The following is a 16,374-nucleotide window of genomic DNA, read 5'->3' as shown; positions in this document are numbered from 1 at the left end:
GAAAACGCAATATGATCGGCATGTCTTAAAGCTCGCAGACCCTTATTTCTCCTATTGGAAATAGGAGCAAAAGTAAAACACCTGTAGGATGCTATACCGAGGCTGAACCAAATTCGTGGGAGCGCAAGCGATCCGGGCGGCATAAATATTTATCTGTGCTTATCTTCGCCAAACTGTGTAGCGACCCTATATGCAAAACTTCAACCTCGATACCGCGACCTTCTTGCGCGACTATTGGCAACAAAAGCCGCTGCTGATCAGAAATCCGTGGCCGTCTTGGAAGAATCCAATTGCGCCGGATGAACTGGCGGGCCTCGCATGCGAAGATCTTGTGGAGTCGCGTCTGATCATGCGGGCCGGTGAGAGCTGGAACCTCGAGCAGGGGCCATTTCCAGCGAAACGCTTTGGTGTGCTCGATAAAGAAGCCTGTACCTTGCTGGTGCAAGCGGTTGATCATCATGTGCCCGAAGTGGCGGCGCTGATCGAGCCATTTCGCTTCATTCCCAATTGGCGGATTGATGATGTCATGGTCAGCTTTGCCAGCGATGGTGGCGGGGTCGGGCCGCATTTTGATCACTATGATGTATTTCTTGTTCAGGGTCTGGGCAAGCGCCGCTGGCAAGTCGGCGGGATGTGCGATGAAAACAGCGAACTGTTACCGAATGATGATTTGCGATTGCTCGCCAATTTTGAGGCGACCGATGAGTGGTTGCTGGAGCCGGGCGACATGCTTTATGTACCGCCAGGAATATCCCACAATGGCGTTGCGGTTGGCGATGATTGCATGACCTATAGTATCGGCTTTCGCGCGCCATCGCGCAGCGAACTTATCGGTTATTGGGCAGATGATTTGCTGGCAGATATGACCGATGATGATCGCTACGGCGATACGGGTTTGCAGCCGCAGGATAATCCGGGTGAAATTGCACCGCAAGCGATTGACCGGCTCCACGCCATGATCACCGAAAAAATGGCAGACCGCGAAGCCTTTGTGCGCTGGTTTGGGCAATATAGCAGCACGCCCAAATATCCTGATGTGGACTGGCGACCGGAAGTGCCTCTCGAGGTAGAGCGATTGCGCAGGGCTTTAGCCAGCGGTATCCCGTTGCACCGCAACCCGGCCAGCCGCTTTTCATTTGTCTGCGAGAGCGAAGATAGCTTGATGCTGTTTGTTGATGGTCAGTCGTTTCAATGCACCGATGAAACCATATCTTTCGCAAAAGATATTTGCGCGCGCGACACCGTCACTATCGATCGAGATTCCATTCAGTCAGACGCCGTGATGCGTTTGATTGTTGCGCTCTATAATCAGGGCAGCCTCGCCAGCGAGCTTTCTCACGAGTAAATAGACCGACATTCCCTGCCGGTAATATTTCTAAAGCCCGGCAAGCGCGTTGAATACCGGATCAGCGTGTTCTTTCCGGCAGATGAGCAAGTCTGGCACGTAAACATCGCGCTGGTTGTAAATCAGGGGTGAGCCATCGATGCGACTGGCGTGCAGCCCGTGTGCCAATGCCACCGCAGCGGGCGCGCAATTATCCCATTCATATTGGCCCCCGGTATGGAGGTAAATATCCGCCTCGCCGCGAACGACCGCCATCGCCTTTGCACCAGCGGAACCCATCGGAATCAATTCGGCATTCAGAGTTTCTGCTGTCGCGACTGCTTCGGCAGCGGGGCGGGTACGACTGACGACCATGCGCAACTTTCCGGGTGCATCGGGAAGACTGATTGGTTGATCCGAGCGCAACACAAGATCAAGACTGGGTAGGGCGACGGTCCCAATCACGGGAGCGCCATCAATGGCCAGCGCGACATGCACCGCCCAGTCCGTCCGGCCTTCGCCATATTCGCGGGTGCCATCGACCGGATCAATAATCCAGACGCGTGATCTGGACAGGCGTTCATCGGTGTCCTTGCTCTCTTCGGACAGAAGGCCATCATCGGGCCGCTGCTGCGCGATCGCTTGGATCAGATATTCGTTCGCCGTTTTATCTCCTGCCTTGCCCAGCGCCTTTCCGGTGAAAGTCCCGCTCTCACGCACTTGGAGTAAAATTTTTCCTGCGGCCTCAGCGAGGTGCGCTGCCAGAGCAGCGTCGTCTTTTATCTGGGCATCCGTCATTTAAGCGGCGCGATCTGGCGGACGATATAATCAGCAGCTTCGACCGGAGTCATCTCCACGGTATTGACCCGGATATCGGGCTTTTCCGGTGGCTCATAAGGACTATCAATACCGGTAAAGTTTTTCAGCTCCCCTGCGCGTGCCTTTTTATAGAGCCCCTTCACGTCGCGCTGTTCGGCAACTTCCAGTGGGGTATCAACGAAAATCTCGATAAACTCACCTTCGGGCAGCATGGCGCGCACCATCTCGCGCTCGGCCCGGAACGGCGAAATAAACGCCGTGAGCACGATCAGACCCGCGTCGGTCATCAGTTTGGCGACTTCACCGACGCGGCGGATATTTTCAATCCGGTCCGTTTCGGTAAAGCCGAGATCCTTGTTCAAACCATGCCGTACATTATCGCCGTCGAGCAGGAACGTATGCCGGTTCATGACGTTGAGCAGTTTTTCCACCTCATTAGCGATGGTTGATTTGCCCGAACCCGACAAGCCGGTGAACCAGAGCACTTTGGGCTTCTGGTTTTTCAGATCCGCATGCGCCTCGCGAGTAATATCCGTCGCCTGCCAATGGACATTTTGCGCGCGACGGAGGCTGAAATGCAGCATCCCGGCGCCGACGGTCGCATTGGTAATCTTGTCGATCAGGATGAAGCCGCCCAGCGTGCGGTTGTCGGCATAGGCTTCAAATACTATCGGTTTATCCGTCGCGATTTCGGCGACGCCAATGGCATTGAGGTCCAGCGTCTTGGCCGCCATATGCTCCATCGTGTTGACATTGACGGTATATTTGGGCGCCTGAACAGTAACCGAGACCATCTGCGTCCCAAGCTTCAGCCAATAGGCGCGGCCCGGGACGAGGTCTTCATCGTCCATCCACACAATCGTCGCCTCAAACTGGTCGGAGGCTTCGGGCGGGTCATCGCTGGCCGCAATGACATCCCCGCGCGAGCAGTCGATTTCATCGTCAAGGCATAAAGTCACCGATTGCCCGGCAACCGCTTCGTCAAGATCACCGTCCAGCGTGGCAATCTTGCTGACGGTCGAAGTCTTGCCTGACGGCAGAACACGAATGGCATCCCCCGGTTTCACCGAACCCGCAGCGATTTGGCCGGAAAATCCGCGAAAGTCGAGATTGGGCCGGTTGACCCATTGCACCGGCATCCGCAGCGGCTTGTCCTGATCGGCGTCCAGATTGAGCGAAACCGTCTCCAGATGCGCCATCAGCGGCGTGCCCTTGTACCAAGGGGTGTTTGCCGAGTTTTCGGTTATATTATCGCCGTTAATCCCGGAGATTGGCATGGCGGTGAAACTCTCAATGCCAATTTCTTTGGCAAAGGCGGCGTAATCAGCGACAATCGCGTCATATTTTTCTTGATCATAATCGATCAGATCCATCTTGTTGATCGCCAGAACGATATTCTTGATGCCGACCAGATTGCACAAATAGCTATGCCGCCGCGTCTGGACCAGCACGCCTTTGCGCGCGTCGATCAGCATTACCGCCAGGTCTGCAGTCGAAGCGCCCGTCACCATATTGCGGGTATATTGCTCGTGCCCTGGGCAGTCCGCGACAATGAATTTGCGCTTTTCGGTCGAGAAGAAACGATAGGCGACATCGATGGTGATACCTTGTTCACGCTCGGCGGCAAGACCGTCTACCAGCAGCGCGAAGTCAATTTCCTGCCCCTGAGTGCCCACGGTTTTCGAATCCGCTTGCAAGGCCTCAAGCTGATCCTCGAATATCATCTTGCTGTCGTAGAGCAGCCGCCCGATCAACGTCGATTTCCCATCATCCACCGAACCGCAAGTGATGAAACGGAGCAGCGATTTATGCTGATGCGTTTCCAGATAAGCGTCGATGTCATCGGCAATCAGCGCGTCGGTCTTGTAGATAGTTTCTGCATCGCTCATCAGAAATACCCTTCCTGCTTTTTCTTCTCCATCGAAGCGGCGCTGTCATGATCAATCGCGCGGCCTTGGCGTTCCGATGTAGTGGTCAGCAGCATTTCCTGAATAATCTCCGGCAAAGTCGCCGCTTCACTCTCGACTGCGCCGGTCAGGGGATAACAGCCTAATGTGCGAAACCGGATAGAGCGTTCCACCGGCGTTTCACCCTCGGCCAGCCGAAAACGCTCGTCATCAACCATGAGGAGCATCCCGTCGCGTTCAACCGTCGGGCGTTTTGCCGCATAATAAAGCGGCACGATCTCGATATTTTCCAGATGAATATATTGCCAGATATCAAGCTCGGTCCAATTCGACATCGGAAAAACCCGGATGCTCTCGCCCTTTGACTTGCGGGTATTATAAAGCTTCCACAATTCCGGGCGTTGATTCTTCGGATCCCAGCGGTGATTGGCCGAGCGGAAAGAAAATATCCGCTCTTTCGCACGGCTTTTTTCCTCGTCCCGCCGCGCGCCGCCAAAGGCCGCATCAAAGCCATATTTATCCAGCGCCTGCTTCAGCCCCTCGGTTTTCCAGATATCCGTGTGCAAGCTGCCATGATCGAAGGGATTAATCCCGCGCTCAATTGCTTCGGGATTTTGATGGACAAGCAATTCCATGCCCGCATCAGCAGCCGCCTTTTCGCGCAGCTTGTACATTTCCTGAAATTTCCACGTCGTATCGACATGCAATAACGGAAAAGGCGGCGGTGAGGGATAAAACGCCTTTTTGGCGACGTGCAACATAGCCGCGCTGTCCTTGCCCACCGAATAGAGCATGACGGGTTTTTCGGCCTCAGCCACAACTTCACGCATGATGTGAATGGCCTCAGCTTCCAATCGTTCAAGATGGGTCAATGTTCGTGCAGTCACGGCATGCTCCTAAATATCGGCCCTGTTGACCAGAGAATTTTCTGGCTGAACCCCGGACAAAGGCCATATGGGAATATATATCATCTTGTCATGACATTACCCAAAAATTCCCAGATAGAATTACTACTATCCTTGCAAAAGGTCGTTGTTGATGAGATTGGCTGGACAGGATTTCTGGCACCGATTGCGGCAACATCTTGGGAAAATCATTCTTCAATATCGGTAGCGGATGTTCACTCTGAGCTGGCGCGGCTCGACGGGATGGAAATGCCGATCTTCTGATGATGCAGCCTCGCCTGCTAGCTGTGATTCATAGAAATAGGTGATATCGGAATCCTTGGCGTCCAATAGATTAAAAAGCTCGGCACCGATCCGTAGCCTCCCAAAATCATAATAGCCGCCGAGATTGAGCAGCGTTGTAGGGTCGCTTCGCACGTTGTTATCCTCAATCAGCGGAGCGGACCCAAAATGGCGCAATTTAGCGGTAAGACTTAAAGCGGGCGTGGGATTAAGTGTGATCCCGCCAGAGAATACTTCCGGCACAGCGCCCGGAATATGGTTGTCTGCACCGACATTTACGAAGCGTGCGTCGGTAAAGGCGTAATCGGCATCAATGGTCAGCCAGTCGGTCGGGCGCCAGAACAGCGTCGCTTCAACACCATAGCGGCGCGATCCGTCATTGGGTTCGGTATTGCCCGCATCGCCGACAAACACGAGTTCGCTGCCAAGTTCCAGATAATAGCCGACGAGCGCTGCCGTAAGCCTGCCGCGTTCAAAACGCGCACCGACTTCCGCCCCGTCAGCGGGAGATATCACGCGCACGGGGTCAGTCGCATTACCGCTCGCAGAATCGACGCTGATGCTGGCCCCGCGCACATCATTGGAATGGAAGCTGCGGCCGTAGTTGGCATAAAGTTCAAGATCGTCAATTGGTTGCCATGCCAGCGCCAGCTTTGGCCCGAACAGATCGTCGTGGCCGGCGCCTGAATTGACTGTAAGATCGGACGCGACATCATAGCCGATCCGGTCGTAGCGCAGACTTGCAATCGCGCGCAGACGTGGAGCCAGTTGCATCTCCGCCTGTCCATAAAGTCCGAAACCGAATTCTTCTACCTCATCCTGCCGGACGGTGTTGATGGAAACGCCGTCGACGCTGTTGTAAAGACCAACCCGGTCGATTGCATCGTAACGCCAATCACCGCCGATGGTGAAGCCCACGGACCCCAAATTGAAGCCGTGGCTTGCGGTGCCGCCATAGATGGTGCGGCGGTCGCGCTGGATAAACTCGTCACCATTCACCGGATCGCCCAGAAAATAGGTAAAATTCGAGATAAGTTCGAAGTCGTAATAGGTCGCGAAGGCATTAAACTTCGTATTGCCGACAGTGGCATTAGCCACACCGCCGATGCGCGTGGTGGAACCGCCCAAATCATCATCGATAAAACCGAAGCGGCCAATTGTGCCGTTCTCGACGGCGCGTAGAGGAATCTGGTCGGTCGCGGTCCATCTGCTGTCATAGCCGTTCAGCTGAATATCCAAGCTACCATTGTTCAGCAAATGACTATATTTGACTAGCCCAGCGAAGCGCTCCAGATTCTCGTCGAGAACCCATGGCCCGTCGTAGCTTTGCGCCTCGGCCGCGATGAGCAATGTGCTGTTACCGAGCTGCGTACTTCCGGCCGCAACGCCTCGCAGGTAGGAAAAGGCCCCGACCTCAATCTGGGCAAACGGGTCGATCTCGTCTCGTGTAACAAACTGAACGGTTCCGGCTGCCGAGAAATCACCGACATCCGCAAAATAAGGGCCTTTGCGGTAGTCGATCCGTTCAAGTGTTTCGGGAATGACGAAATTGAAATCAAGATAGCCTTGTCCATGACCGTGACTGCGCATGTTAATGGGTACGCCGTCGACAAATCCGGCAAAGTCGGTGCCGTGATCAAGATTGAATCCGCGTAAAAAATACTGGTTCGCCTTGCCCGATCCCGAATGCTGGGTTGCAATAACGCCGGGGACATTCTCGACGAGTTCACCGGTGCGGCTGATCGGAATATTGTCGAAATCGGCATATCCCACCGTACCTTGCGATCCGGAGGTCGCAATGCCGATTTGTTCGATTGCGCGACCAAAGACTATAATCGGCTTATTTTCGATCGGCTTATTTTCCGTATCTGGTGAAGCCGCCATATCCTGCGTCGGCGTGTCATCGACTGACCTTACGCCTTGGGCATTTACCGGCTGGGAAAGAGCCCATGCGCTACCGAGCATCACCGCCGCCACAGTCAATTGGTTGGATGCACGCATTTACAATCTCGTAAACAGGATGACGGCGCGAGTGCGCGGTCAAATTGAAGAAATAGGCATATAACTAACGTCACATTGTATATAAACGATTTTTTCGCAAATGGATTCATCGGATTTGTGCTTTTTGCAGGCGTGGCATGGCAGCCCCGAGAAGTCAGCAAGCTATGCTGCGCGCCATCAAGTTGGTTCCCTTGCGGAAAACGCACTTTGGGAGTAGCATATCGGGGGTCGCGTAATTTGATTGCGCCGAGGGGGAATTGATGATCAGGAGTATGCTGGCAATCCTGTTGGTTGCGTTGTTTTTGTGGCCGCCTGCCGCAGAAGCCAAGCGTGCTGCGCTTATCGTTGCCAATTCGGATTATAAAAGAGCGGGCACCCTCAGAACGCCGCCCAATGACGCGCAGTTGATCGCTGAATCTGCCCGAAAAGCAGGCTTTGATGAAATAATTGTCGCCGAAAATCTGGAGTTTAAGGATTTCCAGAAGACGCTGGGCGAGTTCCGGGCAAAAGCGAGCGGCGCGGAAGTCGCGATGGTCTATTTCTCCGGCCATGGCATTGAAGGGCAGGGCAAGAACTGGCTCCTTCCGGTTGACGCCAAGCTCAAAACCAATTTCGATCTGACCTATGAAGCCATTGAACTGGAAACAGTCATTCAAACGCTTAGCAGCGCGGCCATACGATTGATCTTTCTTGATGCAAGCCGGAACAGCAGCTTTGGCGAAGCCTGGCGAGCGGGTAGCAAAACCATTCCCCGCGGGTTGGTTGAAATTAAGCCGGATGGCGCGTTACTCATCTATGCTGCTGCGGCCGGGGAAACCTCTGTTGGAAGTGCTGGATTAAATTCACGTTTTGCTTTGTCTCTTGCCGAACGACTGACGCAGTCTGATTTACCGGTGCAGATGCTCGGGGCATCGGTGCGTGACGATATTTCGAGCGCAACCGGTGGGACCCAGCTTCCCTTTGTCAGCGCGAGCATGAGCGGAACGCCGGTCTATCTGGTGCCACGCGGATCAGCGGCCCCGGCTGCCGTGGCCAGTATACCGGCACCTTCCCCAGCGCCTGCCACGCCTTCTTCGAACCGCGCAGGACTGGACGCTTTGGCATGGCGTGGTGCATTATCTGCTGATAATATAGGTGGTTATAGCGCCTATATTCGAGAGTTTCCGAATGGGTTGTTCGCGGATATTGCACAAAGTAAAATTGCCACATTGGGTCAGGCAGCGCCTGCCCCACGCGTGTCGTCCAGCGCATTAGGCGCCAGCGCGGGGACTTCAAACAGCGTCGCATCCGGTCGTCTTTCACTGGCCGGTTCATCTCCGCAGCCGATGGACATTGCCAGCAGCTCTGCGCCCGAACAACCGGCAATTGCGCCACCGAAACTGGAAGGCATATCGTCGCCGCCGACCACACCGGAACCCGCATCCCCGCAACCTGTGGCTGGAGAACAGACGGCCGATGATAATAAAGTCGGGGCAATGAGCATGGAACGGTCTGGCGCGGACGTCGCGCCAAAGGAATTGGCTCCGGAGGACCTGGCCTATGTTCCCCCGGCCGAAGCAGAGCCACCATTGCCGAAATTGCCGCCGACCCCGATCCTGTTGCGCGAAGATTATCCCGATTGCCGGGAAGACCATCAACTGATCGAAGCGCCGTTTGACAAGGCGGACGATATTAATCGTTGCACCGTATTGCTGGATAAATATTATGACGATGTTCTCAACGGCTATCGCAAACGGATGAATCAGCACCAGGACGAAATTTCCGCGATTTTCGAACAAAAAGTTGCTGGCAATATGAAATATTCTGCGGCCACACGTGACCGCTTCTATAAGGAAGTGATGCAGGAACATGCGGACTCCAACCCGGATGGCGTCAATCTGGAGACTTACCGCGCTGCTGTCGCGCTCTATAATCAGGATCGCAATTATCTGAGCGACCGGTTCTGTTATAATACTGGCTGTAATGGTTATCCGATGCCGCAATATGTGGCCAGCAAGAAGAAGCCCAAGAGCGGCGGCGGAGCAGCAGGTGATCGCGATGACGGCGAAAAATCTGCGCGGAACTCGCAAGATGCCAAGAAGTGCAAAAAATCGAGAAGTCGCGGGCAATTGCTCGGCGGCATTTTTGGCGGGCTGGTTGGAAAAGCGGCCGGTCTTGGCAAGGTGGGAACATTGCTAGCAAGCGGCGCAGGCGCGCTGCTGGTCGGTGAACTGGCCTGTCAGCTGGATGAAAAAGAGCAGGAGAAAGCCGGAGAAGCCACGGTTCTGGTTGCGCAGAAAGAAGAAGTCGGCGCGAAGGTGGAATGGCAAAGTCCCACGCGCTCCGGCGTGTCGGGCTCATCGACAATTACTGCTCTCAACACCCAGCCCAATGGTCGCAGATGTTTGAGCATCACTGATGTCGCGATTATTGATGGCGAAGAGACACGGATTGCCAAGCAAATGTGCAAAGGAGTGGGGGACGAGCGTTACGCGATTATGGCGTAATGCTCAGCTCGAGCTGCGTCCTGCCAATATCCGTTTGTTCCGTGCATCCACGGCGCGAAATGCTTTGAATACGCTCAGGTTCGGATCGGTTTTTCCAGTTTTGCCCAATTGCTCTAGCTGTTCGTAGAACCAGTAGATGGTGGCAAAGCCGTCTATCGCTTTGACCATCTGGAAATTCCTCAGAAAGCCGAGCCAGTCGGGAACCAGTTGCAGCTCGTTTTCATAACGTGGCAAGGCTTCCAATCCTTCCATCAGCTGCTTGGGCGCATCGGTCATTACGCACATCGGGCGGCCCAGACCGATGAGGTCAGCGGCTCCACTTTCGAGGGCCTGTTCCATCGCCACGCGGGTCCGAAAGCCGCCGGTAACCATCAAGGGAACACTGACGCTATCTTGCATCGCTTTGGCAAAATCGACGAAATAGGCCTCGCGCGCTTTGGTCGAAGGCGCGACGTTCTGTTCTTCCTTTGCCTCAAGACCAACTGCTCCCATCAGAGCCGGTTGTTCGTAGGTGCCGCCGGAAATCTCGATAAGATCAACGCTCGTCGCCTCGAGCCATTGCACCACTTGCAGGCTGTCTTCAAAAGCAAAGCCGCCTTTCTGAAAATCGGCGCTGTTAAGTTTTACCGAAATCGGGAAATCCGGGCCAACGGCGGCCCGCACCTTAGCGACAACTGCGAGAAGAAACCGCGCCCGGTTTTCAAGCGATCCGCCATATTCGTCTGTCCGCTGGTTCGCGCGCGGGCTCAGAAAACTGCTCAGCAAATAGCCATGAGCAGAATGGATTTGCGCGCCGGTAAAACCAGCCGCCTGGCAAGTTTTTGCTGCCAATGCGAAACGGTCAACCAGTTCTTCAATTTCGCTGGCAGTCAGCGCGACCGGTTCACCAAATTGTCCGCCGGGAAGCCCGAGCTTGACTGCCGAGGGTGCTTTTGGGGTCTTGTTGACGTTTGATTGGGTCTGCCGCCCCGCGTGGCTGATCTGCGCCCAGAAATGATTGCCACCCCGCGTGGCGACGCTTGCCCAGCTGGTCAACGCCGCCATCATCTCGTCATTTGCCGGGGCGTCGATAACCACATTGCCGGGACGCTCCAGATGGTCGCGGTCGACCTGGATATTACCGCTAAGCAGCATGCCAGCCCCGCCATCAGACCAGATGCCATAGAGCCGTTCCAGCTCTTTGGTGGGTACTCCATCCGGCGTCGCTAGTCCCTCGGTCATCGCGCCTTTGCCAATGCGGTTCGAGAGGGTGGCGCCGCAGGGCAGGGCGAGCGGATCAGATAAAGAGATGGTCATAAAAATGGAGCCCCGATTTAAATTGCAACAAGAAACTGATTCTGGAGTAATTACCAAATTATGCAAGCGTTTGCTGGTCTTAACCTTCTAATATATTGAAAATATGCGGATTTGGCTTTTTCGGATTTTAGCGTATACTGAGGGCATTGTATGTTAGGAGAAAAATTTCCGGCTGCAATATGAGAGATGTTTGGAAGGGGAAAAGACATGGTTGCAACGGCATCACATAAGCCATCCCGAAAATCTGTTCCGGTTCATCAGGATCGCGATAGAGTCAGTCCTGCTGGCGGAGTGCGTTGGGACAAAAAAATGAGCAATAACTGCGCGATGGCGCTGCTTGTTTATACCATGATACAAATATTTTTCGTACTCAGCTTTATCAAACCCGGAGGCATGTCGATCGCCCCTTATTTCGGTTTGGTATTGCTCGTAGCGATCATCATTCCGTTTTGCCGCAAATATGAGAAGCGCTGGGAAAATATGGCGCAGAGCGGTTTGACTGGACAAAGCCTCGCCGCGCGTTTTCGCAAAGATCAGGTCATGCTTTGGTTGCTTGCTCTTGGACTGCCATTTGTCTTTGTTGCGATCATCAAGGGCATTTCTGCCGCCTTCTAATTTAGGGTCCTGTTAGACTTGTAGCGTTGACCTGAGGCTACGGCATAACTATGTCCGGTGCATGTTAAAACCTTCCGAAGCGCAAGACCGCGCTGACGCCCTTATTTCCCAAGCCAAAAAAGCCGGAGCCGATGCAGCAGACACTATATACGTCTGCGATGCCTCGACCCAGGTCTCCATGCGGCTGGGCAATCTTGAAGATGTAGAGCGCTCCGAAGGCGAAGAAATTGGCCTGCGGGTTTTTGTCGGTAAACGCTCCGCGACCGTTTCGTCCTCCGATATGGATCCGGCCATATTATCGGCGCTCGTCGGGCGCGCGCTGGATATGGCGAAAGAGGCGCCGGAAGATCAATATGCCGGACTGGCGCCGGAAGCACTCATCATGAAATCAGACCCGCATCCTATCGATGGTGATGACGACGCTGATCCATCGCCGGAAATATTGCGCGAAATGGCGCTGAAAGCGGAAGATGCCGCGCGCGCTGTCGAAGGTGTAACCAATAGCGAAGGTGGCGGCGCAAGTGCCGGTCGCAGCATTGTTGCACTGGCCACCAGTCATGGGTTTTCCGGGGCCTATTCGACCAGCGGCTACAGCATTTCTGCCAGCGTGATCGCTGGTCAGGGCGATGGCATGGAGCGCGACTATGCCTATCACAGTGCGCGCCATTTTGAAGATCTGGATGCCGCCGAAACCATTGGCAAAAAAGCGGGCGAGCGCGCTGTATCAAGGCTCAACCCGATTGAATTTAAGTCAGGCGCGATGCCAGTGGTCTATGATCCCCGGGTGAGCAACAGCCTGCTCGGTCATTTTATCGGCGCGATTTCCGGTAGCAGCATCGCGCGTAAAACGAGCTTCCTGCTGGACGCTCTGGACACGCAGGTCTTTGATAGCGCGATAAATATCATCGATTGCCCGCACCGCAAACGTGGACTTCGGTCCAAGGCTTTTGACGGCGAAGGCTTGCCGACTGCCAAAACCAGGTTGATCGACAATGGCCGCCTCACGCAATGGATCATGGAAAGTGCCTCGGCGCGCCAACTCGGTTTGCAGCCCACGGGCCATGCCTCTCGCGGAGTGGGTGGTTCGCCCGGGGTAGGCGTGACCAATCTGCACATGGCTGCGGGTTCGCTAACCAAGGCGGAGCTTATTCAGGATATCAAGCACGGCGTTTATATAACCGAACTGATCGGCATGGGCGTAAACGGCGTGACCGGAGACTATAGTCGCGGGGCAGGCGGGTTCCTGATTACCGATGGGGAAATCGGTGCGCCGGTGTCGGAAATAACCATTGCCGGAAACCTCAAGGATATGTTCGCAAGCCTCGTCCCGGCGGATGATCTGGATTATCGGTATGCGATTAACGCTCCGACATTGCGGACTGACAGCATGACGGTTGCCGGTGGCTGAGATTGATTTTGACCGGGTCGTAGCCATAGCTGGTGAGGCCGGTGATCTTGCCATGCGTGATTGGCGAGCCGGAGAAAAAGCAGAAAATAGTTGGGATAAATCCCCCGGACAAGTCGTGAGCGATGCCGATCTTGCGGTGAATAAATTTCTGCGCCAAAAACTGGAAGCGCTGGTGCCAGAGGCTGGCTGGTTGTCTGAAGAGACCCATATCGACAAATCAGGTGCTGGCAAGAATCTGACATGGGTGGTTGATCCGATTGATGGCACCAAGGATTTCGTCAAAGGCAAGCCGGGCTGGTGCATTTCGATAGGCTTGGTGGAAAACGGCGCGCCGGTGTTTGGCGTGCTGAATGCGCCGGCCATGGGCGAACTCTGGGTCGCCAAAGCGGGTGATCATACGGAAGTGAACGGCAAGGCGCTTGTTGCAAGTACCCGCGACAAATATGATGGATCGCGGATTCCACTGGACCAGATTCCTCCGGACGTCGATCTTGTGGTTGTTCCAAAGCCCAATAGTATCGCACTGCGTATGGCGATGGTTGCCGATGACCGCGCTGACCTGGTGGCGACAATCCGTTGGGGTCACGAATGGGACATTGCCGCAGCGCACGTCATCGCGGCAGAGGCGGGTGCGCGGGTTACGGATGCCTTTGGCCAGTCGCTCAATTACAATGGCACCCATGGTCAGGCGTTCGGCGTATTATGCTGTTCGCCCAACATCCACGATGCAGCAGTTAAAAGGCTGGATAAAATTGCGCAAGAGATTTTGGCGCGCGAGACAAACCCTAATCTTTAGGTTGATCTTGGAATTTGTGGGAGCAGCTTAACTATTCAGCGCGCGACGGCCCGTTGCGCTGAATTACCGATCGCTTCATTTCTGTTCGCTAAACTGTTCCGGCTCCACAAACTTGATCGATCAACATAGGGTGATTTGAACATTGCCTGCCAAAGGGCTTTGGCAACCCAGCCCGCCTTGGTTGTCTTGGTTGTATAGATGCGCTGAGCGAGCGAACCGCCTTGGGAGACGCGCACTTGCCGGGCGATATCTCCATAGATTCCGGCAGCGGCGAGCACCGCCCAGCGCGACCGAAATGGCAATTGTGCCGCGCCCACCCTCGCAGACGCTTCATATAGCTCGGCAGAATCGCAAAGACGATCAATCAGTATCACCAGCGCATCGCGGCGGTTAATATTCATCAAGTCATCGGGATTGAGGCGCACTTCTGCGATCCAGTCCACCGGCAAATAGCATCGACCAGCTTCATTGTCTTCGGCGACATCGCGTGCGATATTGGCTAGCTGAAAGGCCAATCCCAGATCACAGGCCCGATCCAATGTGTCATTGTCACCCTTGGGGACGCCCATGACGATAGCCATCATGCAACCAACGGCACCAGCGACATGATAGCAATATTGATAGAGATCATCCTCGGTTTCGGGACGCCAGGCGTCTGCGTCCAGAACAAAGCCATCAATCACATCATTGGCGAATTCCAGCGGAATGCCACATTCCTGCGAGACAACACCAAAGGCATCGAAGGCTGGCTTGCCGGTTTTTTCGCCGCCATGCGCGCGCCGGGTGAGCATTCTTGTCGCGGCAACCGCCTTTTTTGGGTCGGGAACTGCTGACATCCTGCCGCCAAGCATTTGGCCATCGGCAAGATCATCACATTCGCGGCACCACGCATAGAGCAGCCAGACGCGTTCGCGGGTTTTTTTGCCAAACAGCTTTGAGGCCGCAGCGAAGGATTTTGATCCGCGATCAATGGTCGATTTAGCATAGAGGACAAGGTTTTTCCGGTTCACGGGATTACGCCAGATCTTCCAGCATCAGCTCAGCCGTCGCCTTCGCGCTGCCGACAACACCGGGAATTCCGGCACCTGGGTGAGTTCCTGCGCCGACAAAATATAGATTATGGATCACATCATCGCGGTTATGCACCCGGAACCACGCGCTCTGCGTCAGCAATGGTTCAAGACTGAATGCACTGCCGAGATGGGCGTTAAGATCTTCTCCAAAATCCTGCGGGGTATAGTGGAAGCTGGTGACGATGCGGTCATGAATATCGGGGATCAGCCGCTGGCCGATCTCGTCCAATATACGCTTTTCGTAGATCGGGCCCATTTCCTTCCAATCGATCGGCAGCTTGCCCTGATGCGGCACCGGTGCAAGCACATAGAAAGTGCTATGGCCCTCTGGTGCCATTTCCGGATCAGTGACTGTTGGGTGATGGAGGTAAAGTGAAAAATCTTTCGGCAGCACGCCATTGTCGTAAATATCTTCCAGCAGGCCTTTATAGCGCGGGCCAAACAGGATCATATGATGTGGGATACCGGGCCATGACCCTTTGAGCCCGAAATGGACAACAAACAGCGACGGCGAATATTTCTTCTTTTTCAGTGACGCAGTTACCTTTTCGCTGCGATGTTTATGCCCCAGCAGATCGCGGTAGCTGTGCATGATGTCGGCATTGGAGGCGACGGCATCAAAATTCTCGTTCCAGCCGGATTTGCAGGTGACACCCGACGCGCGATCGCCGATAGTATCGATTTTTGTAACCGGATCGCTCAGCCGGATTACACCGCCGATACGTTCAAAATGCTTCACCATCGCGGCAATCAGCATGTTGGTTCCGCCCTTGGCAAACCACACGCCGCCAAGCCGTTCCAACTTGTGGATAAGACCATAGATGGCGCTGGTCTTCATCGGGTTGCCGCCCACGAGTAGCGACTGGAACGACAGGAACTCGCGCAGTTTCTCGTTCTTCACAAAACCGGAAACCTTAGCATATACAGAGCGATAAGCCTCAAACTTCATCAGCGCTGGTGCGGCCTTGATCATTGATTTGAAATCAAGAAACGCTTTGGTGCCAAGCTTGACATAACCTTCTTCATATAGTCCGCCGCTATATTCGAGGAACTTTTTGTAGCCTTCCACATCATCAGGCTCGATTGCGGCGATATTTTTGTAAAGCTCTTGAGGATCGTTGACATAGTCGAAATTTGTGCCATCGGGCCAGTTGAGCCTGTAAAACGGCGATACCGGCATCAGCTCAATATCCTTGGCCATATCATGGCCGGTCAACTCCCAAAGCTGGCTGAGGCAATCGGGGTCGGTGATGACGGTTGGCCCGCCATCAAAGATGAACCCTTCTTTTTCCCAGAAATACGCACGCCCACCTGGCTTGTCGCGGCTCTCCAATATAGTTGTCTGAATGCCTGCCGATTGCAGCCGTATTGCCAGCGCGAGGCCGCCAAAACCTGAGCCGATAACGGCGGCTTTCCGGAACAGTTCTGATTGTGTCTGGGTTATGTCAGTCATCGAAATAGA

Annotated in this window: 12 protein-coding genes; 5 read left to right on the top strand and 7 right to left on the bottom strand. The window is 54.5% G+C overall.

The features are described 5' to 3' along the window. Positions 1–190 precede the first annotated feature (190 nt). Complete coding sequence (locus HF685_RS04960; RefSeq protein ID WP_168818553.1) at positions 191–1,345, top strand: ribosomal protein uL16 3-hydroxylase; 1,155 nt, start codon at positions 191–193, stop codon at positions 1,343–1,345. Positions 1,346–1,375: 30 nt separating this feature from the next. On the opposite strand, the gene HF685_RS04955 is transcribed toward HF685_RS04960, so the two are convergent. From HF685_RS04955 to HF685_RS04940, 4 genes are all read right to left on the bottom strand, one after another. After that, the gene (locus tag HF685_RS04955) at positions 1,376–2,122 is read right to left on the bottom strand and encodes a 3'(2'),5'-bisphosphate nucleotidase CysQ (RefSeq protein ID WP_168818552.1); all 747 of its coding nucleotides are present in this window, start codon (positions 2,120–2,122) and stop codon (positions 1,376–1,378) included. Then, the gene (gene cysN / locus HF685_RS04950) at positions 2,119–4,032 is read right to left on the bottom strand and encodes a sulfate adenylyltransferase subunit CysN (protein WP_168818551.1); all 1,914 of its coding nucleotides are present in this window, start codon (positions 4,030–4,032) and stop codon (positions 2,119–2,121) included. The genes HF685_RS04955 and cysN overlap by 4 nt, the downstream gene beginning before the upstream one ends. Next, positions 4,032–4,880: a sulfate adenylyltransferase subunit CysD gene (gene cysD / locus HF685_RS04945; protein WP_246218816.1), complete on the bottom strand. Its 849-nt coding sequence runs from the start codon at positions 4,878–4,880 to the stop codon at positions 4,032–4,034. Before cysD ends, cysN begins: the two co-directional genes overlap by 1 nt. Positions 4,881–5,150: 270 nt before the next feature. Further along, a complete protein-coding gene (locus HF685_RS04940; RefSeq protein ID WP_168818549.1) occupies positions 5,151–7,238 on the bottom strand; it encodes a TonB-dependent receptor in 2,088 nt (695 codons plus the stop codon). 260 nt (positions 7,239–7,498) lie between these two features. Between HF685_RS04940 and HF685_RS04935 the strand changes: the two genes are divergently transcribed. Next, positions 7,499–9,724, top strand: a complete 2,226-nt coding sequence (locus HF685_RS04935) for a caspase family protein (protein ID WP_168818548.1) — start codon at positions 7,499–7,501, stop codon at positions 9,722–9,724. Positions 9,725–9,727: 3 nt separating this feature from the next. On the opposite strand, the gene HF685_RS04930 is transcribed toward HF685_RS04935, so the two are convergent. Then, entirely contained in the window at positions 9,728–11,020 is a 1,293-nt protein-coding gene (locus HF685_RS04930) for an NADH:flavin oxidoreductase/NADH oxidase family protein (protein WP_168818547.1), read from the bottom strand. A 207-nt stretch (positions 11,021–11,227) separates the two neighbouring features. Here HF685_RS04930 and HF685_RS04925 point away from each other — a divergent pair, with 207 nt between their 5' ends. The 3 genes from HF685_RS04925 (at position 11,228) to HF685_RS04915 (ending at position 13,839) form a co-directional block, all read left to right on the top strand. Next, positions 11,228–11,635 carry a hypothetical protein gene (locus HF685_RS04925; protein ID WP_246218756.1) on the top strand — a complete coding sequence of 136 codons (408 nt, stop codon included), beginning with the start codon at positions 11,228–11,230 and terminating at the stop codon, positions 11,633–11,635. A gap of 61 nt (positions 11,636–11,696) precedes the next feature. Then, positions 11,697–13,043 (top strand): TldD/PmbA family protein, encoded by a 1,347-nt coding sequence (locus HF685_RS04920; RefSeq protein ID WP_168818546.1) that lies wholly within the window; start codon positions 11,697–11,699, stop codon positions 13,041–13,043. Beyond that, positions 13,036–13,839, top strand: coding sequence for a 3'(2'),5'-bisphosphate nucleotidase CysQ (locus HF685_RS04915; RefSeq protein ID WP_168818545.1), 804 nt, complete (start codon positions 13,036–13,038; stop codon positions 13,837–13,839). Before HF685_RS04920 ends, HF685_RS04915 begins: the two co-directional genes overlap by 8 nt. A 35-nt stretch (positions 13,840–13,874) precedes the next feature. Here the strand turns inward: HF685_RS04915 and HF685_RS04910 are convergent, their stop codons facing one another. Both HF685_RS04910 and HF685_RS04905 read right to left on the bottom strand, forming a co-directional pair. After that, entirely contained in the window at positions 13,875–14,849 is a 975-nt protein-coding gene (locus HF685_RS04910; protein ID WP_168818544.1) for a phytoene/squalene synthase family protein, read from the bottom strand. Positions 14,850–14,853: 4 nt separating this feature from the next. Beyond that, positions 14,854–16,365 (bottom strand): phytoene desaturase, encoded by a 1,512-nt coding sequence (locus HF685_RS04905; RefSeq protein ID WP_168818543.1) that lies wholly within the window; start codon positions 16,363–16,365, stop codon positions 14,854–14,856. Positions 16,366–16,374: the final 9 nt, after the last annotated feature.

It is taken from the genome of Parasphingorhabdus halotolerans, assembly GCF_012516475.1.
Taxonomy (GTDB): domain Bacteria; phylum Pseudomonadota; class Alphaproteobacteria; order Sphingomonadales; family Sphingomonadaceae; genus Parasphingorhabdus; species Parasphingorhabdus halotolerans.
The sequence above is the reverse complement of the archived record's forward strand: the minus strand, read 5'-3'. Positions and strand labels throughout refer to the sequence as shown.

What these genes read in the sequence shown, in the direction of transcription:
- HF685_RS04920 (WP_168818546.1), top strand. Translation starts at nt 11,697, where the DNA reads ATGTTAAAACCTTCCGAAGCGCAAGACCGCGCTGACGCCCTTATTTCC.
- HF685_RS04935 (WP_168818548.1), top strand. Translation starts at nt 7,499, where the DNA reads ATGATCAGGAGTATGCTGGCAATCCTGTTGGTTGCGTTGTTTTTGTGG.
- HF685_RS04955 (WP_168818552.1), bottom strand. Translation starts at nt 2,122, where the DNA reads ATGACGGATGCCCAGATAAAAGACGACGCTGCTCTGGCAGCGCACCTC.
- cysN (WP_168818551.1), bottom strand. Translation starts at nt 4,032, where the DNA reads ATGAGCGATGCAGAAACTATCTACAAGACCGACGCGCTGATTGCCGAT.
- HF685_RS04940 (WP_168818549.1), bottom strand. Translation starts at nt 7,238, where the DNA reads ATGCGTGCATCCAACCAATTGACTGTGGCGGCGGTGATGCTCGGTAGC.
- cysD (WP_246218816.1), bottom strand. Translation starts at nt 4,880, where the DNA reads ATGCGTGAAGTTGTGGCTGAGGCCGAAAAACCCGTCATGCTCTATTCG.
- HF685_RS04960 (WP_168818553.1), top strand. Translation starts at nt 191, where the DNA reads ATGCAAAACTTCAACCTCGATACCGCGACCTTCTTGCGCGACTATTGG.
- HF685_RS04925 (WP_246218756.1), top strand. Translation starts at nt 11,228, where the DNA reads ATGGTTGCAACGGCATCACATAAGCCATCCCGAAAATCTGTTCCGGTT.
- HF685_RS04905 (WP_168818543.1), bottom strand. Translation starts at nt 16,365, where the DNA reads ATGACTGACATAACCCAGACACAATCAGAACTGTTCCGGAAAGCCGCC.
- HF685_RS04930 (WP_168818547.1), bottom strand. Translation starts at nt 11,020, where the DNA reads ATGACCATCTCTTTATCTGATCCGCTCGCCCTGCCCTGCGGCGCCACC.